Here is a 23,823-nt window from a genome sequence, read left to right as displayed (position 1 = left end):
AGGCTGCTGAGCACACCATTTCACGCGCCAGGCGCGGCTTGAAGGCAAGATGTCCTGTACAGAACTCCGCCCCATCTCCACTCCTCCGCCCATAAGGCAATCGGCACCAGATCGAATCGAACGCCGCCATGCGCCCACCTCGGAGCGCTCCATGATGGTGACGTGCACGGAAGGTCCACCCCTCGGCTGGAGGTTCACGTGTCCTCATCAGGGTCGAGGTGGGCCCGGAGGTCGAGATCAGCGGCCAGCCATCCGTCCCGCAGCAGCGTCGCCACCAGGGTGTCACCGAGGCCAGCGCCGTAGGCTCGGTTCAGGGCGTCCTGACCCATGGCCAGCACCGCCGGACTCGCGCAGAGTCGGCCCACCTCGCAGAGGGACAGCATGGCGCGTCCATCGTCCGCCCCAGGGTCGATGGTGCGCCACCGGCGTCCCCTGAGGACCGTCTGGACGTCCGATTCAAAGGCCGTCCACCCCTGAAGTTGATGCAGGTAGTAGGCCGCCGCGACGGCCCGGATGGAGCCCGGGTCTTCGGCATCGTGGCATCTGGAGAGGACGTGCAGGCCCAACCGGCGGCCCAGCGAGCCGGGGAAGCGCGTATGACTGAGGAAGACGGCATGCGTGCTGGACAGCCCTTCCAGGAGCAGGGTACGGTCGAGTGCTGAGGTGGGCACGTTGTGCATCAGCCGTTCTACTTCGAATCCGAGTTCGCGCGAGTTCATCGGGCGGCACCTGAACGCGGCCTGGCCCCGACGGAGGCCGTGGTCACTCGCACGCCCGGCCATCCCCATCCCGGTCGAGTTTGGGCGAGTACCCAGGCTGACCGCGCAGCAGGGGGGCTTTCCCGGCCGCCCGCACGGCCGCGCAGTTGGCATAGACCACGCTGGGGGCCGCTGGTGGCGTGACGCTGGGTGGCGCCTGGGTCCGGGTGGCCGCCGTCCCGGTGCCTTTGGCCGCACTGAGCGTGTACGTGCCGCCGGGCTGCACAGTCACGGTAACCGTACCGTTGAGGTCCGTGCGGTAGATCGCCGCGCCGGCTTTCTTGTACAGCGTGATGGCTTCAGCGGTCGGGTGCCCGTAGTTGTTCGGCCCGACACCGATCACGACGTTCGCAGGGCGGACTGCCGCCAGCCACGCGGCGTTGTCCCCGTTCTTCGCGCCGTGGTGAATGCTCTTGTACACGTCGATCGGCCCGAGGGTGGAGGCGGGGAGCTGTTTCAGCCACGCTCTCGTCTCCGGTGTTTCGCTATCGCCGGTCATCAGGGCGCGGAACGACCCGTACTGCACGAGCAGCCCCACACTGTTGGTGTTCTGGTCCTTCATGCCGGGTGGCGGGGGAATGACGGTGAGCTTCACGCTGCCCAGGTTGATGACCTGGTTCTTCGCTCTGAGCCCCTGCGTGCCGGCCAGCTTCGCGGTGGTGACAAGCTTCTGCCAGATCTGCGTGGTCCCGGCCAAGCCGTTGTTCAGGAAGTACTTCGGCTTGAAGGTTTGGACCGCGGGGACGAGCCCGGTGATGTGATCCGAGTCCGCGTGACTGGCGACGACCAGGTCGAGAGACTTCACCTGGTACTGCGTGAGCAGGCCCTGCAGTCTCGCTTCGCTGCGCCCACCGTCGTAGAGGACACTCTTCCCTTCGGGGCTGGTGATGAGCACCGCGTCGCCCTGGCCCACATCCAGAAAGCGGATGGTCAGGACACCACTCGGCGCGGCTTGGGCAGACACCAGCCCCAGACACAGCCCTGCGAGGACCGCTAACCGCCTCACAGGTCCAGCTCCCCGTCCGGGCTGCCGGCATTGAGTTCCGTCAACTCGGCCTGGGCGCGCTGGGTGCGCCGCCGCGTCTCGGCCCGGTCGATCCGGACGTGCCGCTCCCCGTCCTCCACGCGCACGTGCAGCACGTCGCCTTCCTGGACGTCCCGGGGCAGGTCGAGACGTGCCCAGTCCTGGGTGGTGCCGTCCGGCAGTTCGACGCGCACCACCGGCCCTTCGAGGGCGTCGACCGTGACGGTGGCGTGCGCGGGTGGGCCGGGCTGATCTGCCATGGGTCACGGTAGCACCGTGTACCGACCAGGCGCCGCTCATACTGCTGAACCGCTCGCACTAGGAGCAGCATGCTGTACCAGTGAACCGGTCCCCGGCAGGTCCCTGTCCGCTTGCGTGTGGTGGGAACCCAAATCCTGAAGAGCGCATGAACGCGGGGGCATGCCCCCCCCTCACCGTTCAACAATCCTGGTCCAGGCGCTGTTGCGTACGGTAAGAGCCGGGTTGATCCCACGGTTTTTTCGAGGAGTCCAATCTCGCACGGCGCGTGTCACACGGGCATCTTGACGCCATACCTGGTCCCATGATCCGCACCACAGATCCACCTTGATGTCAGTGCGGAATCAAGTGCTCCTCTGATCAGCACAAGACAGGCACACGTACTGCACGCGCACCGGATCGCGGTGCGTGTACACCTCTTCATCGCCATCCGCACGGACAACCCAGTACTCCGTCGAACCTACCACCAGCTTGCTGAGCGTCGTGCTCAGCCGTCACACCAGAGGTGATCCACCGTGATTGCAAAATTGGCGTTGTTCCTCGGTACCGTCATTACTTTCCTTGGCTTTGCCGCAATTGGCGTACCTGTGCCCTGGGACCACCTCGTGCCGTTTCTGGAACACCTGGCCGGGGAGGTCGTCACGCTCACCGTCCTGACCGAAGTCATCCGGGCGCTCCCGAAAGCGGCTGCCCCAACTCCGCAGGAGCGGAGCAATCCGGATTCGCCATTGCAAGATGCCCCGGCCCAGCGCTGACGCGCCCGCCACCCGCGTCCAGACATGGCTACCGGCGGGTGCCCCACGTATCAAGTTTTAAGAGGACGTCCATCGACACCGTACCCCACCGGCTGTTCAACCCGCGCCCAAACGTCTGGTCCGGGAACGCTTTCCGGAGTGCCGCTTGCGCCGCGGGCACGTCCGCACTGTTGAACAGAGGGAGCCAGGGCCGAATCACCCGCTCACTGAGAAAGCGGCCAAACAGCGGGAAGTAGCTGGTCAGCTCGAGGAAGTTGCCGATCGTGCAGTACCACCGACCGTCGTAGGATTCCCAGTCATGCTCCAGTCCGCTTTTGACGTACAGCAGAATGTCCGCTTGAGTCAGGGCGCGCGTGTCCACCGACTGTAAAGTGGCCCGTTCACTCAACCACCCGCCGACCGGCGAGATCCAACGTCGGCCCAGGTGGTGCTCCAGATGGCTTTCGTCACTGATGTGACGAAGAACCGTGAAGTTCACGGCCTTCTCATCACCCCGCTGCCGCAGGAAGTACGTGTGTTCCGTCAAGGCTTTCAGCGCGTCCACCTGGTCCTCAGCGATCAGGATGGCCGTGGTGTACAGCGTCAATTCCAACACCAGGAAGTCAACGTGCTGGAACAACACTGGCCGCATGACGTACCCATCCCGGCGGTACTGCGGTTCATCGGGCAGTTGGCCACTGAGATTCATCACACGCTCGAAGAACCGCACGACTTCATCCATGGGCAGGCCGCCATGACGGATCCCCAGTTGGAGGGCCCGGACGAACTGATCGCGAACTGGAGTAAACCGAGCAGCCTCCTCTCGGGCGATGTGAACGTCGTACTCCCAGGCGCCATCGACCAGCGTGGCGGGTTTGAGTTGCCGCAGGGCCAATTCCACCTGTTCGAGGTAGTCGCGCCAGTGATGCTTGGTCGCCTGCTCGCGCTCCAGGCGCCGCTGTAACGTATCGAACTGCACCTGACTGGGTAGGCGCGCTGGCGCGTCCGCGCGGAGGTGCGCGGGCACCTCCCCAAGTGCGGGGCGGACGAGTTCAGGCCGGTCCAGCAGAAACCGCAGCAGCTGCTCGAAGTTGGCGTCGTACGCCTCGTCTGTGCTCATATCGATGAATTTCATGGAGCCGAACATGGTCGGACGATTCCGGGGATCTTCGACGAGCGTTCCAGGCCTGCACGTGAAAATCACGGGGATGAACCGGCGCTCACGGAACCCCTCGGGCTGGCCGGACCCGCGCAACTGGTCGATGACGTGTGGGCTCATTAGCATGCCTTCCTGGCCGACGCCGCCCGCCCGGTCATTCATCTTCTGAACGTACTTCGGGTCGCAGATGGCGATGACTTTCTGAATGTTCCCCTGAGCGGCCGCCTGCTCCATGAACCGGTTGACATCGTCGCCATCGCGCAGGTCGTATTGATCGAACGTGACGTCAATGCCGTTGCGAATCAGGTGATCCACCAGGGTTGTGACGCGCTGTTGATGCTCGGGCGGACCCCAGGCGTAACTCACCATGGCTTTCACGGGTTCAGCAGGCGGTGGGGTCATGCGTGGCATTCTAGAGGTGCTGGGGCACGCGTTTTCCGGTGGTTGCGTCCATTGCCGGCCGTGCCGCTCGGGGCACGGGCCGTGACCCCCATCCCGCTGTGGACGGAGTACCATGGGGGTGGCCACCTGAACGCCTACGCCCCCCGCACATGCACGGTGAAGTTCAGGTTTGATCGTCTGACCGGTCCTCCCTTCAGGAGCGCGGCGGCGGGAACGTGGGGACCCGCCGCGCCGGCGCTCCGGAAGGACTGCGCGATGACCCACCCCGCCAAGACCGCTGCCCACACCCTGCGCGCCCACCTCGCCGCCCATCACCTCAATCCCCTCGGCCAGCAGCGCGCCCTGAACGTCATCGCGGCCCTCCACGGCACCGACTGGAACACCCTCAGCGCGCACCCGCACCGGCCCCGCCTCGCCGCGAGGGACGCCGCGCTCGCCCTCCAGCGGGCCCTCGCGCATTACGGGAACGCCGTGGACCTCGACTGGGCGCAGGCGGCCGTGGCCCTCCTCAGCGACACGGCCCACGCAGGCGTGCCTGTCCCCTCTCTCACCCGTGGGGCTGTCGTGGCGCGTCCCGAAGGGCCTGCAGACGCACGTCCCGGGGCGGCAGAGTCCACGCTGTTCGCCCGGGAGGACCGGTACGTGCCGCGCTTCGTGAATCACCCGGGTGTGTTCGTCGACCGCCGCGTGCACCTGGCGACCCCCTGGCCGCTGCTGCCGCTTCCGGACACCATCAGCGCCGCCCTGCACCGTCAACTGCGTCAGGCGCGCACCCTGACATGGGCCCGAGGGACCGGCCTGCGGATCGATGGCGCCGCTCCGGCGATGCCGCTGCCAACACTCGGGCCAGACGCCCGACCGGACGACATTCAGGCCTGGTGGGAGACCCTGCACCACTGTGCGCCGCGCGGCACCGTAACCCGAAACAAGTACACGCCAGCGTCCCAGCTGGACTGGGTGACCTTCACCCGGACCTTAACGGTCCCTGAGTGCTTCACGTATAAGGCACAGCACGCCTTTCCGCGCCTGTTGATGCGGGAAGCGCGGGCGGCCCTGCCCTGGAGTATCCAGGGCGCCGAGGATACCGCGGTCCAGGCGCCCCGATACGACGCGTTCATCAACGCCTCCGGCGTGGATGGTCGGTGCTCCGCCGCCCTGAGCCGACGAGAGAGGGACACCCTGGATCGACTGGAATACGCCGTCCTGCACGCTTTCCCGGACCGGCGGCCCACGATCCGGGATCACGTGAAGCACTGGCGGATGGTGACGACCGGCCAACTGCTGCTCACGTACGAACCGTATCTGGTTCAGGCCGACGCGCGGATTGAACAGGAGGCCGCGGTGTTCCGGCAGTCCGGATGGACGGTCGAGGTGCGCCGCGCCGCCTACGCGCCCGGCTGCGCCACGATCGTGTTGGGCGCACCGCGCTGAGTGATCCCGGCTCGGGTGTCCCGTTGGACCGTCTGGGTGGGGCACCCGATCAGGTTGGCGGGGCGCCTTCAGGTGCGGCGACGCGTCCATCCGGCGTGTGCGATGCTGCGCGGCATGTCCCCGCACGACCAGGCGAACCTGGACCTGATCGCCCTGCTGACCGCCCACCTGAACGTCCAGACCCCACACGCCTCCCCCGAGACCCCCGAGGAGCCCGGTGTGCACGCGGCTCCTGCGCTGCTGGACGTCCTGATCGTCGGGGTCGGCTTCGCGGGACTCAGTGCCGCGCTGTACACCGCGCGCGGCCTGAAGCGGGGCGTGCTCGTCACGAGCGGCCCGAGCCGGAACGCGCCCAGCCCGCACGCGGGCGGGGTGTTCGCCCACGACCGGCAGAGCCCGGCCGCGATCCTGGCTGAAGCGCGGGATGACCTGCGCCCGTACAACTTCCCGGTGATCGAGGCGGAGGTGACCGCCCTGACAGGGCACGGTGATCACTTCACGGCGGTCCTCTCGGACGGACAGGAGGTGCGGGCCAGGAAGGTGATCCTGGCGACGGGCGTGCGGGACGTGCTGCCCGAGACGCCCGCGGGCCTGCGCGAGCAGTGGGGCCGGGGCGTGCACCACTGCCCGTACTGTTACGGCTGGGAGTTGCGGGGCGGTCAGATTGCGGTGTACCTGCCGGGCTTGAGTGGCCTGAGTGGTGTGCAGCGGGTGCTGTACCACCAGAAGATCACCCGGGACGTGTTGGTCTGCACGGACGGCGTGGCGGCCCTGACGGCCGAGCACCGGGCCGTGCTGAGCGCGCAGGGCGTGACCCTGATCGAGGAACCCCTGGTCCGCGTGGACGGCGGGGCGGGGGGCGGCGTGACCCTGACCTTCGCGAGTGGGCTGGCGGTGGACCGGGACGTGCTGTACGCGCATGGGGCCGGGCCCTGCGTGCGGAGCTGGCCCAGGCGCTGGGCTGTGTGGTGACGCCGGCGGGCATCACGGTGGACGCGCAGCAGATGACGACCGTGCCGGGCGTGTACGCCTGCGGGGACGTCACCACCGGCAATCAGATCGCGTTCGCCGTGGCGGGCGGCGCCATGGCGGCCATGCAGGCGGCGAACGCCATCTTCTATGACACCCTGCCCGCGGGCGCACGGTCACCGGACTCCGCGTGACCGTCCTCCTGGCGCACCTGCCTGAGGGGGTGCGGCCCGCCGTGCGCTGGCAGGTCGCCCAGCACGGCAGCGATCACCTGAGTGTGCCCGAACTGGCCCTGCTGCTGGGCCTCACCCCCGTGGACGTCGCCGGGCACGTTCCTGGCGGCCAGGTGGCGCGTGCGGACCTCCTGGCCCTTCTGCACACGCCCGTGCCGGGCGATGACCGGCCCTGTTACGGCTGCTGACCGATGCGCCCGTGCATGCACCGGTCCAGCACTGGGAGCACAACAAGAGAAACCGTCACGCCCTGATGCGCGGGCGTGACGTTCCTCATCGTTTAGGGCCTTCTCTTCGATGATGGGGTCCTCAACGGGACGAACCATCAAGTGGGCGAGGGGATAGAGCCTGACCCCTCCCGCTCGCCAAGCACGCGCGGGTCAGCCCGTTCTGGTGTGCGGCCCCCTCGGGCCTTGTTCGACGGACCGTCTAGGCGGGGGCGGGCGCGTCCGGTTCCACCCCCCTCACTGCGCGGGTCAGTGGGTGTACTGGGAGAGGTTCCCGAGGTTCACCTTGTCCACCGTGGTGCCTTCAAACAGGGCCTTGCGCATCGTGGTGCTGCCCAGGAAATCGTTGCTGTCATCGATCTTGATGCCGAAGCCGTACCCGTCGACTGAGATTTCGAAGTCGAGGTTCGTGCCGTCCTTCTCGTACCAGTAGAACCGCACGTCACTGTCGGTGCAGCCGAACACCTGGATGGCGTCCAGGTAATCGCCGGGTTCAGTGATCATGGTGAGCTGGCCGTGCCAGCCGATGCCGGAGCCCTTGACCGCCACCCAGATTTCCGCTTTGCCTTTGGTCCAGGGTTCCATGTCGTTGTACAGGTCGACGCGCACGAGTTTGACCTGGTAGCAGCCCTGCGCGGCCAGCGTGGCCGCCGGGACGGGCGCGGACTGCACGACCTGCCCGCTGGCATCCACGCGCTCGTTGACACCCACCACCACGACCGGCCGATCTGGAGCGGTCCGGCCGTCGAGCACATGGGCGTTCCCCTGAGCGTCGTAGGCGGTCACGGGGGCGAACTCGTCTCCGCCCTCCTGAGCGACGGCCACCCAGGGCACCGTGCGGGCGGCGTCCCAGGCGGCACCCCGGACCGCGACCTGCAGGTTGGGGACGCGGGACGTGAGGTCACGCAGGTTCTGGGCGCCGACGCCGGTACTCAGGGCCTGCGCGAAGGACTGGGGGCCGGCCGCCATGGGGGCCAGGGTGCTGTAGAGGGCTTCGGTGTCACCGTCGAACTGCCGGGCGGTTTCCTGTGCGATCAGGGTGCGGACGGCCGGGTCGGTCATGGACCGCGCGAGCTGCTGGGCGAACGCGCGCAGGGCGTCGTTGGTCCGGCTCTGCACGGGGGAGACCGCGGGTTGGGTGGCGCTGGGCGCTGGGGTCGGCTGGGCGGGAGTCTGACTGCAGGCGCCGAGCAGGAGGCTGAGGGAGAGGGAAATGGGAAGAAGTCGAGGCAGCGTCATGGGACCCCCTGGGGTGAACCCCCGAGTGCAGGAAGAAGAGAAGTTGGGCCGACTGGGGCAGCGTACCCGCTGACGGGTCGCAGGGTGTGTGCACATCGGGTCCTATGAAGGCTGCATGAACGTTGGCGTGTTGGGCGGTCTGAAGGTCGCCCACGTGAGTGGAGCGCCCGTGCTCCCACCGGGTGTCGCCCGCATCTGCGCCCCGAGCCTCCCGGGCTGACTCGTACGCTGAGCCATGACCCTGCGCGCCCTGCACCACCCCACTGATCAGGCGCCCCAGCGGAGCCCCAGGTGATCTCCGCACTCCCATCCGGGAGGGCCTCGACCCAGTCCCGCTGGACATGCCCACCCTTCACTAGAGGAATCTGCGAGAAGTGGCCGATATCCTGTACGAACTTCGACCTGTCTTTGAACGGGGCGCGGACCACCCGGCGGTGTGCGAGCTGATCAGCACCCAGTGACGGCCACATCGGCGCGACTCTGAAGGACTGCGTGGACGCAGTCGTACTGGTTTTCCATCCACGCGACGGCGACTGTGGTGCGCTGTGATTCACCAGTGGCAACCCTGTCACGACCCAGGGGCTGAGCAGGAGTCCACCGTGAGTTGACTGGTGTTCAGGTCAGTTGCCTGGCTCGATGTTGCGTTCCCCGGGGGCAACACTGACCGCCCGCAACTCCTGTGCCGCCGCTTCCGGGAACTTGTCGTTCGCAAACTCACCGGCCCCCTGTTCAGTGCCCGCCAGGAACTTCAGTCGGCCCGGTGCGCGCAGGTACGGATAAATCTCGATGTGCAGCGGAAACTCCGGGTGTGAGCCAGCCCCCACGGGCGCCTGATGCACGGTCAGCAGGTACGGCATGGGCACGCCGAACAGGCCGTCCAGGCGCCGCAGAGCGTCTTGCAGGACCCGCCCGAATGCACGTGTCTCCTCCGCGCTGAGATCACTGAGCAGCGCGGCCGGTCGGGCGGGCACCATCCACGTTTCGTACGGGAACCGTGCGAAGGGCGGCACCACACTGAGGGCCAGTCCCTCGTCGCGGATCACCCGCGTTCCTGCCGCCTGTTCTGCCTGCACGAAGTCCGCCAGCCACGGCCGGCCATGGGCCGCGTGGTGCGCCTGCGCGGTCGTGAGCATCCGGGCCTGCACGGGCGGCACGTGATCGAACGCGTAGATCTGTCCGTGCGGGTGGTGTAGGGTCACGCCCACCTCCACGCCCCGGTTCTCGAACGCCAGCACGCTGCGGATCTGGCCCGTCCCGGCGAGGCGCGTGGTCCGGTCGGCCCAGACATCCAGCAGCAGCGCCAGCTGCGTTTCACTCAGGTCGGCGAGGCGGCCGTGGGCATCCTGGCTGAACATCACCACCTCGCACTTGCCCACCCCGGCACGCGTCCCGGCCGGGCCGGGTTCAGGATCGGGGGCGGTGAGGGTCAGGCTGGGGAAGCGGTTGTCGAACACGGCGATGTCGTACTCGCCGCGCGGCAGTTCGGTGGGGTGCGCGGGGTCGCGCGTGGGGGCCAGGGGGTTGTACTCGGGTGGGGGGAGGAACGTGCGGCCCAGGCGGTGCGCGGCGTACATGACCCACTCGCCGCGCAGCGGATGCCAGCGCATCACGGGCCGGGCGTCCACTGGGTCCACGCTGGGACTCGGAATCTCGGACGTCACCTGGACGGGGCGCACCCCATACAGCGTCAGGGCGCGCCCGTCGGGCTTCAGGACGTCACGGTGATGCATGACGGTCCCGTGCCGCAGGAGCCAATTGCAAGGCCTCGTCCTGCACGGGCGCCGCGTGGTAACTGTGCGGCGCCAGCCCGTCAGCGGCGTGGTTCAGCAGGTTGAACGTGCCGCGGGTGAAATGCGTGACGGCGCCGCCGTGACTGTGCGTGAGGGAGCGGGGCCGGTCCGGCGTGCTCAGCGTCAGGCTGCGGCGCAGCAGGTCCAGGCCCGAGGCGTCCAGCAGCTCAATCGGGTCGCTGCTGGCCCGCAGGCCCCCGATAACGTCCAGCAGCCCCTCCAGCGCGCCCCGCTCCTGATCGTTGAGCAGGCTGCGTTCACGCCGCGCGATCATCACGTCCGGGTCCGGCTGGTACCAGGTGTGCTGGTACCAGCGGGTGAGCGCCGTGTGCAGGGCGCTACGGGCACTGGGCACCGCGCCATCGCCGAGCAGCACCCGGCGGGCCTCGTCATCCCAGAAGGGCGTGACGTCCGGCCCGGTGCGCATGGCGTCCACAATGCCAATACTGCTGGCCAGGGGCGCGCCGCACCCGAGCAGGAACCCGTCGTCCCCCAGGCCGTCCCTCAGGGCCTGCAGGCCCATCCGGTACGCCTCAGCGCGGCTGACGGCCGGGTCGTGCCGGCGGCCGGGATGCGAGGCGGCGTACAGGAAGTCCACTTTCAGGTAGTCATACCCGTACCCGCGGAACGTCGCGGCCAGCTCCTGCAGCCACGCCAGCGCCTCGGGATGGGTGGTGTCGAGCGCATGATACGGTCCGCCCCAGTTGTCGCCCAGCAGGAGCGGCTCACCCTGCTCGTCCTGGAGCAGCCACTCCGGGTGAGCGGCCCGCAACTTCGAGTGGGGGCCGACCAGGAACGGCGCGAGCCACAGGCCCGCCCGGTACCCCAGGGTGTGCAGGTGCGCGGGCAGGTCCTTCGCGTGCCCGCCAAACCAGGCGCTCGGCTCAAGCCAGTCCCCCAGGTCCGCCTGAAACCCGTCGTCGAGCTGGAACACATCGAAGGGCAGGCCCAGATCGTACGCGCGGTGGGCATTGTCCAGCATGGCCTCCAGGGTGATGTCGCGGTAGTAGGAGTACCACGAGCACCACACCCGCAGGGGTGCCGGCGTCCGCGCGTGCATGGCCTCACCGAGCTGCGCGCTCAGGCGCTCCAGGGTCGCCTGCACGTCTGTCGTCTCCTCGAACGCCACGGGCGCGTCCGGACCTTCCAGGGTGCAGGTGAGCGTCACGGCCTCGCCGGCCACCCGGGCTTCCCAGTGCGCGAATGTGCGCGTGGCGTCCAGCAGGCAGCCGACCCAACCGCTGCCGTCCGGGCGCAGCAGGCCGATCAGGGTGTGCGATCGCCAGACGCCTGCCTCGCCGCTGGGCGGGAACGCGGGGTCCTGACCCTGGTCAATCATCCACTGGAAGTGCGCGCGGGGGGGGGTGTCGGTCAGGGGCCGCAGCTCGGCCTCACTCCACGATTGATAGCCGTTGATGAGAACACGCACGGTGTCGGGTGAGGCGGGTATGGTCCAGTGAAGCGGGGCGTGGGTCATGGTGAAGCTCCAGAAAGCGTGAGAGGGCGGACGACTCAGTCGGCGGCTTGCAGGCGGCGCAACTCGGCGGGAATGAACTCGCCGTGCGCGTCCAGCAGCTCATCAACCAGCGACCAGATCTGATCGAGGTCGAGTTCCGCCGCAGCGTGCGGGTCGAGCATGGCGGCGTGGTAGATGTGCTCCCGGTGGCCGGTGACGAGCGCCTCGGTGGTGAGCGTCTGGACGTTGATGTTGGTCTGCATCAGGGCCGCCAGTTGCGGCGGAATGCGGCCGATGCGGGTGGGTTGCACGCCCTGGCGGTCCACGAGGCACGGCACCTCGACGGCGCAGTCGTGTGGGAGGTTCTCGATCAGCCCGCCAGTGTTCATGACGTTGCCGTACACCACGCGGGGCTGTCCGGTCACCATGGAGTGGATAATCAGCGACCCGTACTCCACGCTGCGCTGCACGTCGATCGGTGCGTCCGGGTTCTGGAGTTGTGCCCGGAGGGTCTCCCACCCGCCGATCTGCGCCTCGCAGCGCCGGGGGTACTCGTCGAGCGGCACCTGGAAGCGCTCAATCAGGTCGTCCCGGCCGCGCTTGATGAAGTACGGAACGTACTCGGCGAAGTGCTCACTGCTTTCCGTGACGAAGTACCCCAGGCGGCGCAGCATCTCGTACCGGACGCGGTTCGTGGCGGGCACCTGGCCGGAGGCGGCCAGGGCCTGCAGGCGGGGGTAGAGGTCCTCGCCCCGATGCTCGAACTTCAGGTAGAACGCCATGTGGTTGATCCCGGCGCACAGGAAGTCGATCTCCTCGACCCTGAGCCCCAGGTCGTGCGCGAGTTCCGACGCGGTGTGCTGCACGCTGTGGCAGAGGCCCACGGTGCGGATGCTGCTCTGCCGCGCGAGCCCCATGATGTTCATGGCCATGGGGTTGACGTAGTTCAGGTGCAGCGTCTGCGGGCACAGGCGCTCCATGTCGCGGCTCATGTCGAGCAGCACGGGTACGGTCCGCAGGGCGCGCATGATGCCGCCAATCCCGAGGGTGTCGGCGATGGTCTGCCGCAGGCCGTGCCGCGTGGGGACGTCGAAGTCCGTAACGGTCGCGGGGCGGTAGCCGCCCACCTGGATCATGTTAATGACGAAGTCCGCGCCGTCCAGCGCGCGGTGCCGGTCGAGGGTGGCGGTGACGGTGGGGTGCGCCCCGACCGCCTGGGCGACACGGTGGGCGACCTGTTCGGTCACAGCGAGGCGCTCGGCGTCGACGTCGAACAGCCGAATGTCCGCGTGGGCGAGTTCGGGGAAGCTCAGGATGTCCCCGAGGAGGTTCTTGGCGAACACGGTGCTGCCAGCACCGACCAGGGCGATCTTGGGTGGGGTCATGTGGGGCCTCGGCGGGAGAGGGGGGCGAGGACGGAGGGCGGCCGCGTGCGCGGCCGCCCGGACGGTAGGGTTACTTGAACAGGGCGTTGACCTTGGCGTTCGCGGCGGGGAGGACGTCGCTGGCTTTGGCCTGCCCGAGGAACACGCGCTGGAGGGCGCTGGTCATGATGTCGTTGACCTGCGCGGCGTTGTCGGTGATCGGGAAGTAGAAGGTTCCGCCGGGCGCTTTGGCCTGATTGACGAAGCTGCTGACGTCCACGCCGCGGGCCTTGTCAGTCGCTACGGCGAGGGCTGTGGCGGACGGAATGGCGGGGAACACCACGCCGCTGCGGCCAATCACGTTCTGGCAGTCGGCGGAGGCGAGGTACTTCACCCACTGCCACGCGGCTTCCTTGTTCTTGCTGCCCACCCAGATGGCGTCGGACAGGCCGTTGAACATGCTCATGCGCTTGCCGTTCGGACCTTTCGGGAGGGGCGCGATGCCGACTTTGAAGGGGAGTTTCTGCGTGAAGTCACTGATCATCCAGGAGCCGTTGATGACCATGGCGGCCTGGCCGGAGCGGAACAGACCGTCGCCGCTGCTCTGCACGTCCTTGAAGCTGGGGATCAGGCCGTACTTGAGGTTCAGGTCGGCGAGCCACTGGATGGCCTGCGCGAAGCGGGGGTCGTCGTAGTTGTACTTGGTGCCGAACAGGCCGTTGTTGTGCGTCCAGCCCATGGGGGCGGTGTAGAAGGACCATTCGGTCTGACCGTTGAAGCCCGCGCCGTACCCGGTGAGGTACCCGTACTGTTTGACCTGGCCTTTGTTGAAGCTGGCGCTCAGGCCGTTCTGGCCTTTGCTGTCGACGGTGAGGCGCGCGATGGCCTTTTGCCAGGTGCCGCCGTCTTTGGGGTTCCAGGTGAGGTTGGCGAGGTCGCTGGGTTTCATGCCGGCCTTGGCGAGCAGGTCGGCGTTGTAGAAGATGCCGACGGTGTCGAAGTCTTTGGGCAGGCCGTAGCGTTTGCCGCCTTTGACCCAGAGGTCTGCGAGGCCCTTGTAGTAGATGGTGGTGGGGACCTTGTCCCGTTTGATGTACGGGGTGAGGTCGACGAGCTGGTTGTTGCTGGCGAACTCGGGGTAGTAGGCGAGGTGGTTGGTGAAAACGTCGGGGGCGGTGCCGCTGACGAAGCCGGTGGTGAGGCCCGTCCAGTAGTCACCCCAGCCTTTCTGGGTGATTTTGATGGTGATGTCGGGGTTTTTCTTGGTGAAGTTCGCGGCGCACTGGGCGTACGCGGGTTGCTGGTTGGCGTCCCATAACCAGTATTCGAGCGTGGTGGCGGCGCTGGCGGTGCTGGCGAAGGTGGTGGCGAGCGCGGCGGTCAGGGTGAGCAGTCGTTTCATGGGGTGCCTCCGGGGGCGGGTGAGAGCGCGGTGGGTTGGGGGGTGAGCGGGGTCGGGGCGGGTGGGGCGGGGCCGGTCACGGGTGGGCTCTATTTGGTGCCGCTGAACGCGAGGGATTCCACGACGCGCCGGCCCAGGATGATCAGCAGGATGAAGACGGGGACGGCGGTGACGAAGGTGCCGGCCATGAGGCCCGTCCAGTCCGGGACGCCCTGGGGCGTCTGGGATTTGAAGACCTGGAGGGCGACGGGGAGGGTGTAGGCGCTCTCGTCTTTGGCGATGAGGAAGGGCCAGAAGAACTCGTTCCACATGCCGATGGTGGTGAGGATGGCGAGGGTGGCCAGGGGGCCCTGGCTCATGGGCAGGGTGATGCGCCAGAAGATCGTGAAGGGCCCGGCGCCGTCGAGGAAGGCGGCTTCTTCGGTCTCGCGGGGTAGGGAGAGGAAGAATTGGCGGAGGAAGAACACCGCGAAGGGGGTCATGAGGATGAAGGGGGCGACCATGCCGGGGAGGGTGTTGAGGCCGCCGAGGTTCTTGACGGTGATGAAGTTGGGGATGAACAGGACGATGCCGGGGATCATCATGGCGATGAGGAAGAGGGTGAAGATGGCGTCCCGGCCGGGGAATTTGAGTCGGGCGAAGGCGTAGGCGGCCAGGGCGGAGAAGAAGGTCTGGCCCAGGACGATCAGGCCGGTGAACAGGACGCTGTTTTTGAGGGCGCTGAGGAAGTTCACCGCGCTGCCGGAGCCACCGGCGGCCTGGGCCTGTTCGGTGCTGAGGAGCCCGAGGACGCGTTGGAAGTTCACGAGGGTGGGTTGGCTGGGCCAGAGCGCGGCGGCTTCGGTGAAGAGGGCCTTGTTGCTCGTCAGGGCCGTTTTTAGAACGATAAAAATGGGGAACAACGAAATCAGGATGATCAGGCTCAGGCCCAGCCACGCGAGCAGTCGGCCAAGCGGAAACGGACGGCGGGGACGGACAGCGGTCGTGGTCATGGCAGGCTCCTGGCGCGCACGGGACGCCTCACTCGAGATCCGATTCGTTGGCGCGCAACAGGCGCATCTGCAACAGCGTGAACACGACCAGGATGACGAACAGCACCATGCTCATCGCCGTCGCGTACCCCATCCGGAAGAAACTGAAGGCGTTCTGGTAGATGTAGTACACCAGCACCCGCGTCGCGTCCGCCGGGCCACCCTGCGTCGTCACGGCCACGGTATCGAAGATCTGGAACGAGCCGATCAGCGACGTGACGAGCACGAACACCATCACCGGGCGCAGCAGGGGCAGGGTAATGCGGCGGAAGGTGGTCATCTCGGACGCGCCGTCAATGGCCGCCGCCTCGTACACCGTACGCGGAATGGCCTGCAGGCCCGCGTAGAACAGCAGCGCGTTGAAGCCCATGTGCTTCCAGATGTTCACGAACGCGATCGTGGGAATCGCCTGCTCCGCCGAACTGAAAAATGCCTGCTTCCCGAGCGGCGTCGCGGCCAGCCACTGATTCACGATGCCCAGGAAGGGATCGAGCAGCCACAGGAACACCATGGCGACCACGACGCTGGAGAGCAGGTAGGGCAGGATCAGCAGGCCCTTGATGAACATGCTCTTGACCAGGCGGTCCATCGCCACGGCGAGCGCGAGTGCCAGCACCGTCTGCAGGGGAATGTTCCACAGCACGTACTGGACGGTGATGCCCAGCGCCGACCAGAACTTCGGGTCGTGAATGACTTCCGCGTAGTTGGCCAGCCCAACGCTTTTGGGCGCGCTCAGGAGGTTCCAGTCCGTGAAGCTGATCTGCACGCCCCGGAGTGCGGGGTAGAGGTAAAAGACCAGGAACCCCACCATCGCCGGCAGGATGAACAGGTAGCCGACCAGCGCCTGCGGGGGGGCGCGGCGGGGAGGCGCCGTGGCGCGCAGGGGCGTGGACTCAGTCTGAGTTGTCATGAGAACCTCCTGGGTGTCTCCAGCGCGCCGGGGCAGCTGGGCAGCGGGCTTGCGCGGTCAGGCCGATTCGCGCACGAGCAGCGGAACGGGGTAGGTTGGCGTGGGGGGCAGGGGCCGCTGCTCGACGAGGGCCACGAGGTGCCGCACCGCCTGCCGGGCCATCTCGCCGTGCGGCACCTGGAGGGTGGTCAGCGTGGGGGTCGTGAAGCGCGCGAAGTCAAAATCGTCGAAGCCGCTGATGGCCACTTCTGACGGGACCTGCAGGCCCAGCGTGTGTGCGGCGCGCAGCGCGCCAGCGGCGATGCGGTCACTGGCAGCGAGGACGGCGTCCGGGCGGGCGCCACTGGTCCAGAGGGCGTGCATGGCGTCGCGACCGGATTCGAAGGACCACGTGCACGGCATCACCTGCGTGTCTAGGTTCAGGCGGCGCGCCTCGTTCTGGAAGCCGTGCAGGCGGGCCTGGGCGCTGCTGCCGGGGTCACCGGCGGGGATGAGGAGGGCGAGGTGGGTGCGGCCCTGCGCGGCGTGGTGGCGCACCATGGCGGCCATACCGCCGGCGTAGTCGGCCTGGACGGTCGGCGCGTCGTGCCCTTCGATCTGGTGGTCGAACAGGACGGTGTGGACGCCGAGGGCGCGGATGGCGGTGAGGTCATCGGCGGGGAGGGTGGTGCCCACGATGACGGTGCCGCCGAACTGGCCTTGGAGGTAGCGTTTCTGGAAGCGGGCGAGGCTCTCGGGTTGGCCTTCGTCGAGGAACGCGGTGGTCATGCTGTAACGGCTGGCGTTGGCTTCCGCCACGAAGGCGGACTGGATCAGGTTGCGGTACGGGTCATGGATGTCTTCGGCGTTGTGGCCGAAGAAGGTGCAGCAGAGGGTGGTGATGCGGGCTTGCCGGAGGGCCTGGGCGTTCTGGTTGGGCTGGTAGTTGAGGGCGTTGATGGCACTCAGGACGCGGGCGCGCATTTCGGGGCGGATGGAGGGGTGTCCGTTGAGCACGTTGGACACGGTTTGGTGGGAGACGCCGGCATGGTCGGCGACATCGCGCATGGTGGCTCGGGGCACAGTTACCTCCGGGTTGATCGTTGAGCTTGTACGATCACAGTAATTTTATCGTTCAAAAAAGTCAATGGATCGTTCAAAAACTGAACTCAGTCCACATCATCAGGCGCACCGACCGGCCCCACCCACCCCCACAACCCCGTCCGCTCAGCGGCCCTCAGCACCACCCAGCCGCAGCTCAGTCATATCCTGACGGGGCGTACTGCTGAACAGCCGCGTGTACTCCCGCGTGAACTGCGACGCGCTGGCATACCCCACCTGCCGACTCACCGCCCCGACATCCAACCCCGTGGTGTACATCAACCGCCGCGCCTCCTGCAACCGCAGGTTCTTCTGAAACTGCAGCGGACTCAGACCCGTCACCGCCTTGAAATGCGCATGAAAGGTCGACACGCCCATGTGACTCAACTCGGCCAGAGCCTCCACGTTGAGCGGCCCCTCAAAATGCGCCTGAATCCACCCGATGGCCCGCTCTATCCGCTGCGTACTCGACTCCACCTGACCCATCTGCGCCACCATCGGACCAACCGGGCCGAGCAGCAGGCGCATCACCATTTCGTCCACGATCAACGGCCCGATCCACGTCGCCTCACGTTCCTGATCGACCGTCTCCAGCACGCGAATGGCCGCATTCAGGATCGCCGGGTCCGCCTCAGTCACCTGTACGCCCCGCCCCTCCGGCCGCCGGGGCAGCCCGTGCGGGTACAGCTTCAGGGCCAGTTCGGCAATGCGTTCCGGGTCAAGTTCCAGCTTGAACGTCAGAAACGGTTCCTCCACACTGGCCCGCGTCACCTGAAACGCAACCGGCACGTGCACGGCGTACACCATCATCCGCTGCGGATCGTACGCGTACTGCTCGGCGCCAATGTGCACCGCCTTGTTGCCCTGCGCGACCAGGCACAGCGCCGGCTTCTGCACGCTGTGCGCGAGGGCCTTGTGCGGACGTACCGTCCGGGCCACCGACACCCCAGGCACCCGCAGCGCACACTCCCCCTCATACGGCGTGTGCCGCTGGATCAGTTCCGCGAGGCGCGCCAGCCCACCCGCGGCAAGGTCTGAAACCCCAGTCATTCGCGCCACACGCCCATGCCCATCACAGTGATCCTCCTACTCCACGGAGAACGTGACGGTGACGTTCCCAGGACCCAACGCCTGCGCCAACCCCTGCGGGTCATCGATCCGCCCGAGCCTCGTATAACTGTACGCCGTGGGAAACGTCTCGTAGAACAGCACCACGGTTTTCGACCCGTACAACAGGAGATCACCGCTGCGAACGGTGCCGGGCTTTGTCGCCTTTACGGGAAGGCTCCAGGTCAGGTCGGCGAACTTCTCGTTGCGGTGCAGGTCGGTCATCTTCAGCGTGAGCGGCAGGCGCGCCGTGAAGGCCTGCGCCGCTGCGCTGCGGTCCAGGGTGGCGGTGAAGGTGGTCTGCCCGATCCTGACCTGCACCTGTTGCCTCCCGTGCCCACGCACCGCCGCCTCGCTGTAGGCCGAGAACAATCCCGCCATGAGGAGTGCAGACCGCGCGGCCTGTCTTCCGTTCAGTGTCATCTTCTCTCCCTCACGCTCTCTGGCCCGATGAGCTGCACCTGGACGCGATGGTTCAGGCGTCGGCTGGGGCCGTCGAACGATGATTCAATCCCCTCCCGATCAACACGGCGCCGATGATCAAGGCCGCGCCACTGCTGAAGAGGAGCCCGCCTGAACCGCTGCGGTCGAACATCACGCCACCGAGGACCGCACCCAGGGTCATCCCCAGTTGAATGGCCGCAATCTGGAGACCGCCGGCACTTTCCGCTTCATCCGGCACCGCCACGGCAAGCCAGGTGCCCCAGGCCACGGGCAACACGCTGTTCACCAGGCCGAGCAGCACCAGCACCACCGTGGTCCACACAGCGGACGCCCCGACCAGCAGCAGGCCCAGCACCAGCACGCCCGTGACCAGTGGCACCAGGATGTGGACCCGGCGTAGGTTCCAGGTCAGGAGGCGGCTGGACAGGGCCGTCCCGACGACGCCCGCCACCCCGAGGGCAAGGAAGACGCCAGAGACCTGCGCGACCGTCAGGTGGGTCACCTGTTCCAGGAAGGGCCGCAGGTACGCGAAGAACAGCATGTACCCCCCGAACGTCAGCACCAGGGCCGCGACCGCCACCCGCACCTGGGGGCGATCCAGCAACCGAAACAGCGTGCGCAGTTCGGCTGGTCGCCCTGGCGACAGGCGCGGCAGACTGATCCACTGCCACCCCAGCCCAATCACGCCGAGCAGGGCGGCCACGCCGAACACGCCACGCCAACCCAGGGTTTCACCCAGGAGACTGCCCATCGGTGGGGCGAACACGTTGGCGATCGCCACGCCACCAGACGTGACGGCCAGCGCCCGTGCGATGAGGTGCTTGGGCGTCAGGCGCAGGGTGGTGGCGTTCGACAGGGACCAGAAGCTGCCCATCGCCACGCCGAGGAGCAGCCGCGCCAGCATGATCACCGCCAGGTTGGGCGCGAGGGCGACCAGCACGTTGGAGAGGATCAGGGCCACCGACGCGCCCAGGAGCACCGCCTTGCGGTCAAACCGGCGCGTCACTGGGGCCGTCAGCAGGCTGGTGATCACGGCGGCCACGGACGTCGCAGAGATCATCTGCCCGGCGGCCCCTTCAGTCACGCCGAGGTCCTGCGCGATGGGCGTCAGGAGGCTCACGGGCAGGAATTCAGACGTGATGAGGTTCATCACCACGAAGGCCAGGGAGAAGATCGGCAGCCACTGCGGCTGGTCGGTGTGCCGTGGTGTGGTAGCCTCGGGAGCCACGGGCCGGAATGGCGTGGTGCGGGTCATGACGACCTCCTGTTGAGACACGGGCCGGAGCTGGGGCCGGTCGCCCGGGCCCGTTAGTGGGGGTTGTACTGCTCGTCTGTGACGGGTTCGAGCCACGTGACCACTTCGCCGTTCAGGGCTTCCTGAATGGCCAGGTGCGTCATGGCCGTGGTGGGACCCGCGCCGTGCCAGTGCCGCTCGCCCGGTTCGAACCAGACCACGTCACCGGGCCGGATCTCCTCGATGGGACCGCCCGCTCGCTGCACCCGGCCCAGACCGGACAGCACAATCAGGGTCTGCCCGACCGGGTGGGTGTGCCAGTTGGTGCGCGCGCCGGGCTCGAACGTGACAGCGGAGCCGGCCGCGTGCCCGGCGGGGTGGGTGTCGAACTGCGGGTCAATCCGGACTCGACCGGTGAACCAGTCGGCGGGGCCAGACGTAGAGGGGCGGGAACCAGCGGGGTGAATCTTCATGGGGGCCTCCAATGGGAAGGGCGAGTGGCTTACCAGGGTTGCGGGGTGGGACCCACGGTGAATTCCGTGACGTTCGTGTCTTCAGGCTGGTCGATGGCGAAGGCCACCACCTGCGCGATCCGGTCCGGTGAGATCCCGTACTGCCGGTACAGAGCGCCCATGGCCTGCGCGGACGCGCCGTGCGTGATGCCGCCCAGCAGTTCCGTGTTGATGGCCGCCGGGTAGATCGTGGCGGTGCGGATGTTCGTGCCTTCCTGCGCGGACTCCAGCCGCAGGACTTCCATGAGGTTGCGCACGAACCACTTGGTGCCACCGTACACGCCCGCACCGGGGTAACTCTTGAGGCCGGCGACGGAGGACGTGGCGATCACCTGCCCACGTTGCTGCGCGGTGAACGTGGGGAGGGCCGCCGCGATGCCGTGCAGGACACCCATCACGTTGATGTCGACGGCCTGCTGCCACTCGGCGGTGTTCAGGGCCGAGAGTGGGGCGGTGGGCATGATGCCGGCGTTGAGGAACACAACGTCCAGACCGCCGAACGCTGTTTTCGCCAGGTCGACGAGCGCGGCGTTGTCCTCGGGCCGGGTGACGTCCGTGACGCGGTACGTGGCCTGCCCGCCGGCCTGCGTGATCTCCTGGGTCACGTGCTGTAACTGCGCTTCGCGGCGGGCGCCCAGCACGACGCGCGCGCCGCGGCGGGCGAGGAGCCTCGCGGTGGCTTCGCCGATGCCGGAGGACGCGCCTGTAATAATGACTACTTTGTCTTGAATCATAGGTTCTCCTGTGCGGGTGTGGTGGTGGCGCAGGACGTACGGGTTGACCTTCGTGGGCGGGGGACAGTGTCCTGGACGTGAAGTCCGGCCCCAGCCATAGCACCGAGTGTAGGAGGCGGGGCCCGGCGGTCCTTGCCTAAAACTCTGAGCTTTCCGCCCGATTCTCTGAACGCGGGGCGCTTCCGCCGGCACGAACGAGAGAAGCAGGCACACAACAGAACAAGACCCTCGCGGCGTGGGTGTGTCGGTGCCCCCGCCGGGTGGCGCATGCATCTGCGCCCCGAGCCTCACGTGACGACCCGTACGCTGAACCATGACCCTGCGCGCCTGGCTCACCCTCGCCGCCCTCACCCTGCCCGCCCTGGCGGGCGCCACCCCGGCCACTGTGGCGCAGCAACTCGCGCAGGGCCTCGGCGGGCTCGCGCAGGCCTGCCCGCCCGCGTACCCCCAGGCCAGCTGCGTGCGCGTCTCCGGCGACGCCGTCGCCGTAGCGGGCCGGATCTTCACCACCTTCCCGGCGCTGCTGCCCAACCCCTGGCGGGACGGCCCGGAAGGCGGACTCAGCACCGACATCGAAGCGGGCGCCACGACACTCAGCGCCGTGCCCCGGGGTGACGCGCAGGCTCTGCTGGTCCTGCAGCCGGGCACCGCGGCGGTCACCCCTGCCGCCGCTCCGCTTCCTGCTTTCACGATCGACAATCCCACCGGGAGCTACTTCGTGATCCTTGATGGGGACCAGCCCGTGCGGGACCCGGCGGCCCTGAAGCCCGGCACGTACCCCATGATCGTCAGCGCCACGGGCAAGGCCACGCAGCGGGTCAGCGTGACGGTCCCCGCCTCGGGCCTGACCCGCCTGACCATTCCCACGCTGTACGCCACGCCCGCCCGCGCAGACCGCGCCGGTCTCCAGCTGCCCCTCGCGCCCGGGTACGTGTTCATCGTCTTCACGGGAGGCGGAACGCCCGTCCTGGACCTCGCGGACCTCCTGCCTGGGTATTACGACGTGCGCAGCTACTGGAACGGTACGGTCGGTCCGGTGGCGTTCCTGCAGGAAGCGAAACTCGGCGCGACCTTAACTCCTGCTTTCCAGGGCACGTTCCAGACGAAGGTGACGGCCTCCCCGACGTTCACCGCGCCGACGCCGGTGGTGACGCCGAGTGCGGCGCCGGCCTCATCGACGAGTGGCATGTGCTGGGTGAACGGGTACCGGCGCAGCAACGGCACGTACGTGAGCGGCTACTACCGCCGCTGCTGATGACCCTAGACCCCCGGCGGGTCGGTGCGTGAACAGCTGAGGCCGGCCTGGTTCGTCCGGTGGGCTGTGGAGCGTTCATACCAGCTCACTCAGTTGCCCACTTCTTGACTAAGACCATGGGGGGTAGTCATACTACGACCATGGGTAAATTCAGAATGTCCCTGACCATCCTCCGGATCCTGGAGGTGCTCTACGCCAACCCAGACCGCGAACACTACGGCCTGGAAATCGCCCGCACCGCCAACGTCAGCAACGGCGCCCTCTACCCCGCCCTCGAGCGCCTCACGCGCGCCGGCTACCTCACCAGCGCCCTCGAAGACATCGACGAAGCCGCCGAAGGCCGCCGCAAACGTCGCTACTACCAGCTCACAGAAGACGGCCGCGCCCTCGCCGCAACCGAACTCCGAGACGCCCCCCGACTCCCCGGACACCTCGCCCTGAACTGAGACAAGGAGACGACATGCCCACGAACCCCACCCTCGACCGGCTGATGACCCTGCTCTGCCTCCCCCTCCCCAAACCCATCCGGGCCGACTACACGCGGGACTGGCTCGCCGAATGCGAAACCCAGCCCCGGCCCCTCCTCAGCGCCCTGCGCTACGTTCCCGAGGTCATCGGCTTGTGCGCCACCTACGAGGCACCAGAGACCCAACGGGGGAGAATCAAACGCCTGGACCGTGTCCTGCTGTTCAGCTCCCGATCCATGGTCGTTCTCGCGGCCCTCTGGTTCAGCCTGTTTATCGCGTACCTCACCCTCGCGGGCGCCTGGACGCCCGGCCTTCAGACCTGGATGCTCACCCGCCTGATCGGCCTGGTGGTGGCCGCCTGGGTGGCGTGGCGCGGCCTGGGCCGGGACGTGCACTGGCTCCGCTCCACCCGGGGCGGCAGCGCCGCCCTGCTCCTTGGCCTCCTCAGCCCGTTCCTGATCGGCTGGTTCATCCCCAGCACGGGGGACGTCATGGGCGTGGCGTGGATCTGCGCCCTGTTCATCATCCCGACGTGGGACGCGTACTGGGGCGTCCAGCACCCCCTGAAGACACCGGGCGTCTTCGGCCGCCACCGCTGAGGCC

25 protein-coding genes are annotated in these 23,823 nt (G+C 67.5%); 8 read left to right on the top strand and 17 right to left on the bottom strand.

Annotation, left to right across the window (positions count from 1 at the left end):
- Positions 1–194: 194 nt before the first annotated feature.
- The 3 genes from IEY63_RS20335 to IEY63_RS20325 form a co-directional block, all read right to left on the bottom strand.
- Positions 195–671, bottom strand: coding sequence for a hypothetical protein (locus IEY63_RS20335; RefSeq protein WP_189070831.1), 477 nt, complete (start codon positions 669–671; stop codon positions 195–197).
- 91 nt (positions 672–762) lie between these two features.
- On the bottom strand, positions 763–1,722 hold the full coding sequence (locus tag IEY63_RS20330) for an excalibur calcium-binding domain-containing protein (RefSeq protein ID WP_229784832.1): 960 nt from the start codon (positions 1,720–1,722) through the stop codon (positions 763–765).
- A 38-nt stretch (positions 1,723–1,760) separates the two neighbouring features.
- Positions 1,761–2,042: a DUF3006 domain-containing protein gene (locus tag IEY63_RS20325; RefSeq protein WP_189070829.1), complete on the bottom strand. Its 282-nt coding sequence runs from the start codon at positions 2,040–2,042 to the stop codon at positions 1,761–1,763.
- 513 nt (positions 2,043–2,555) lie between these two features.
- Here IEY63_RS20325 and IEY63_RS20320 point away from each other — a divergent pair.
- Complete coding sequence (locus IEY63_RS20320; protein ID WP_189070828.1) at positions 2,556–2,795, top strand: hypothetical protein; 240 nt, start codon at positions 2,556–2,558, stop codon at positions 2,793–2,795.
- A 28-nt stretch (positions 2,796–2,823) separates the two neighbouring features.
- On the opposite strand, the gene IEY63_RS20315 is transcribed toward IEY63_RS20320, so the two are convergent.
- Complete coding sequence (locus IEY63_RS20315) at positions 2,824–4,335, bottom strand: toll/interleukin-1 receptor domain-containing protein (protein WP_189070827.1); 1,512 nt, start codon at positions 4,333–4,335, stop codon at positions 2,824–2,826.
- Between the two features lie 255 nt (positions 4,336–4,590).
- Here IEY63_RS20315 and IEY63_RS20310 point away from each other — a divergent pair, with 255 nt between their 5' ends.
- The 4 genes from IEY63_RS20310 (at position 4,591) to IEY63_RS20300 (ending at position 7,156) form a co-directional block, all read left to right on the top strand.
- On the top strand, positions 4,591–5,766 hold the full coding sequence (locus IEY63_RS20310) for a hypothetical protein (RefSeq protein WP_189070826.1): 1,176 nt from the start codon (positions 4,591–4,593) through the stop codon (positions 5,764–5,766).
- A 114-nt stretch (positions 5,767–5,880) separates the two neighbouring features.
- Positions 5,881–6,738, top strand: coding sequence for an NAD(P)/FAD-dependent oxidoreductase (locus IEY63_RS20305; RefSeq protein ID WP_229784831.1), 858 nt, complete (start codon positions 5,881–5,883; stop codon positions 6,736–6,738).
- The gene (locus IEY63_RS22325) at positions 6,732–6,929 is read left to right on the top strand and encodes a hypothetical protein (protein ID WP_229784830.1); all 198 of its coding nucleotides are present in this window, start codon (positions 6,732–6,734) and stop codon (positions 6,927–6,929) included. The genes IEY63_RS20305 and IEY63_RS22325 overlap by 7 nt, the downstream gene beginning before the upstream one ends.
- On the top strand, positions 6,926–7,156 hold the full coding sequence (locus tag IEY63_RS20300; protein ID WP_189070825.1) for a hypothetical protein: 231 nt from the start codon (positions 6,926–6,928) through the stop codon (positions 7,154–7,156). The genes IEY63_RS22325 and IEY63_RS20300 overlap by 4 nt, the downstream gene beginning before the upstream one ends.
- Positions 7,157–7,444: 288 nt before the next feature.
- Here IEY63_RS20300 and IEY63_RS20295 read toward each other — a convergent pair whose 3' ends face one another.
- The 13 genes from IEY63_RS20295 to IEY63_RS20235 form a co-directional block, all read right to left on the bottom strand.
- A complete protein-coding gene (locus IEY63_RS20295; RefSeq protein ID WP_189070824.1) occupies positions 7,445–8,434 on the bottom strand; it encodes a DUF3103 family protein in 990 nt (329 codons plus the stop codon).
- 620 nt (positions 8,435–9,054) lie between these two features.
- Positions 9,055–10,164 carry a galactose-1-phosphate uridylyltransferase gene (galT, locus tag IEY63_RS20290; RefSeq protein WP_189070823.1) on the bottom strand — a complete coding sequence of 370 codons (1,110 nt, stop codon included), beginning with the start codon at positions 10,162–10,164 and terminating at the stop codon, positions 9,055–9,057.
- Positions 10,151–11,701, bottom strand: a complete 1,551-nt coding sequence (locus tag IEY63_RS20285) for a glycoside hydrolase family 36 protein (protein WP_189070822.1) — start codon at positions 11,699–11,701, stop codon at positions 10,151–10,153. The genes galT and IEY63_RS20285 overlap by 14 nt, the downstream gene beginning before the upstream one ends.
- A 35-nt stretch (positions 11,702–11,736) precedes the next feature.
- Complete coding sequence (locus tag IEY63_RS20280; protein WP_189070821.1) at positions 11,737–13,065, bottom strand: alpha-glucosidase/alpha-galactosidase; 1,329 nt, start codon at positions 13,063–13,065, stop codon at positions 11,737–11,739.
- 70 nt (positions 13,066–13,135) lie between these two features.
- Positions 13,136–14,446 (bottom strand): ABC transporter substrate-binding protein, encoded by a 1,311-nt coding sequence (locus tag IEY63_RS20275; RefSeq protein ID WP_189070820.1) that lies wholly within the window; start codon positions 14,444–14,446, stop codon positions 13,136–13,138.
- A gap of 89 nt (positions 14,447–14,535) precedes the next feature.
- The gene (locus tag IEY63_RS20270) at positions 14,536–15,438 is read right to left on the bottom strand and encodes a carbohydrate ABC transporter permease (protein WP_189070819.1); all 903 of its coding nucleotides are present in this window, start codon (positions 15,436–15,438) and stop codon (positions 14,536–14,538) included.
- 28 nt (positions 15,439–15,466) lie between these two features.
- Complete coding sequence (locus tag IEY63_RS20265; protein ID WP_189070818.1) at positions 15,467–16,387, bottom strand: carbohydrate ABC transporter permease; 921 nt, start codon at positions 16,385–16,387, stop codon at positions 15,467–15,469.
- Between the two features lie 57 nt (positions 16,388–16,444).
- Positions 16,445–17,449, bottom strand: a complete 1,005-nt coding sequence (locus IEY63_RS20260) for a LacI family DNA-binding transcriptional regulator (protein ID WP_189070817.1) — start codon at positions 17,447–17,449, stop codon at positions 16,445–16,447.
- Between the two features lie 144 nt (positions 17,450–17,593).
- Positions 17,594–18,517 (bottom strand): AraC family transcriptional regulator, encoded by a 924-nt coding sequence (locus tag IEY63_RS20255; RefSeq protein WP_189070816.1) that lies wholly within the window; start codon positions 18,515–18,517, stop codon positions 17,594–17,596.
- Between the two features lie 36 nt (positions 18,518–18,553).
- Complete coding sequence (locus tag IEY63_RS20250) at positions 18,554–18,955, bottom strand: cyclophilin-like fold protein (RefSeq protein WP_229784829.1); 402 nt, start codon at positions 18,953–18,955, stop codon at positions 18,554–18,556.
- Positions 18,956–19,049: 94 nt separating this feature from the next.
- On the bottom strand, positions 19,050–20,273 hold the full coding sequence (locus IEY63_RS20245; RefSeq protein ID WP_189070814.1) for an MFS transporter: 1,224 nt from the start codon (positions 20,271–20,273) through the stop codon (positions 19,050–19,052).
- A gap of 53 nt (positions 20,274–20,326) precedes the next feature.
- Positions 20,327–20,725, bottom strand: a complete 399-nt coding sequence (locus IEY63_RS20240) for a (R)-mandelonitrile lyase (protein ID WP_189070813.1) — start codon at positions 20,723–20,725, stop codon at positions 20,327–20,329.
- A gap of 29 nt (positions 20,726–20,754) precedes the next feature.
- Positions 20,755–21,498 carry an SDR family oxidoreductase gene (locus IEY63_RS20235; protein ID WP_189070812.1) on the bottom strand — a complete coding sequence of 248 codons (744 nt, stop codon included), beginning with the start codon at positions 21,496–21,498 and terminating at the stop codon, positions 20,755–20,757.
- A 313-nt stretch (positions 21,499–21,811) separates the two neighbouring features.
- Between IEY63_RS20235 and IEY63_RS20230 the strand changes: the two genes are divergently transcribed.
- The 3 genes from IEY63_RS20230 to IEY63_RS20220 all read left to right on the top strand — a co-directional run bounded on the left by IEY63_RS20230 (position 21,812) and on the right by IEY63_RS20220 (position 23,819).
- Positions 21,812–22,753: a hypothetical protein gene (locus IEY63_RS20230; protein WP_189070811.1), complete on the top strand. Its 942-nt coding sequence runs from the start codon at positions 21,812–21,814 to the stop codon at positions 22,751–22,753.
- Positions 22,754–22,893: 140 nt separating this feature from the next.
- Entirely contained in the window at positions 22,894–23,199 is a 306-nt protein-coding gene (locus IEY63_RS20225) for a PadR family transcriptional regulator (protein ID WP_189070810.1), read from the top strand.
- Between the two features lie 14 nt (positions 23,200–23,213).
- The gene (locus tag IEY63_RS20220) at positions 23,214–23,819 is read left to right on the top strand and encodes a hypothetical protein (protein ID WP_189070809.1); all 606 of its coding nucleotides are present in this window, start codon (positions 23,214–23,216) and stop codon (positions 23,817–23,819) included.
- The last annotated feature ends 4 nt before the right edge of the window (positions 23,820–23,823 follow it).

The sequence above is a fragment of the Deinococcus radiotolerans genome (assembly GCF_014647435.1).
Taxonomy (GTDB): domain Bacteria; phylum Deinococcota; class Deinococci; order Deinococcales; family Deinococcaceae; genus Deinococcus; species Deinococcus radiotolerans.
Note: the sequence above shows the minus strand (reverse complement) of the source record. Positions and strands in the feature narration are given on the sequence as shown.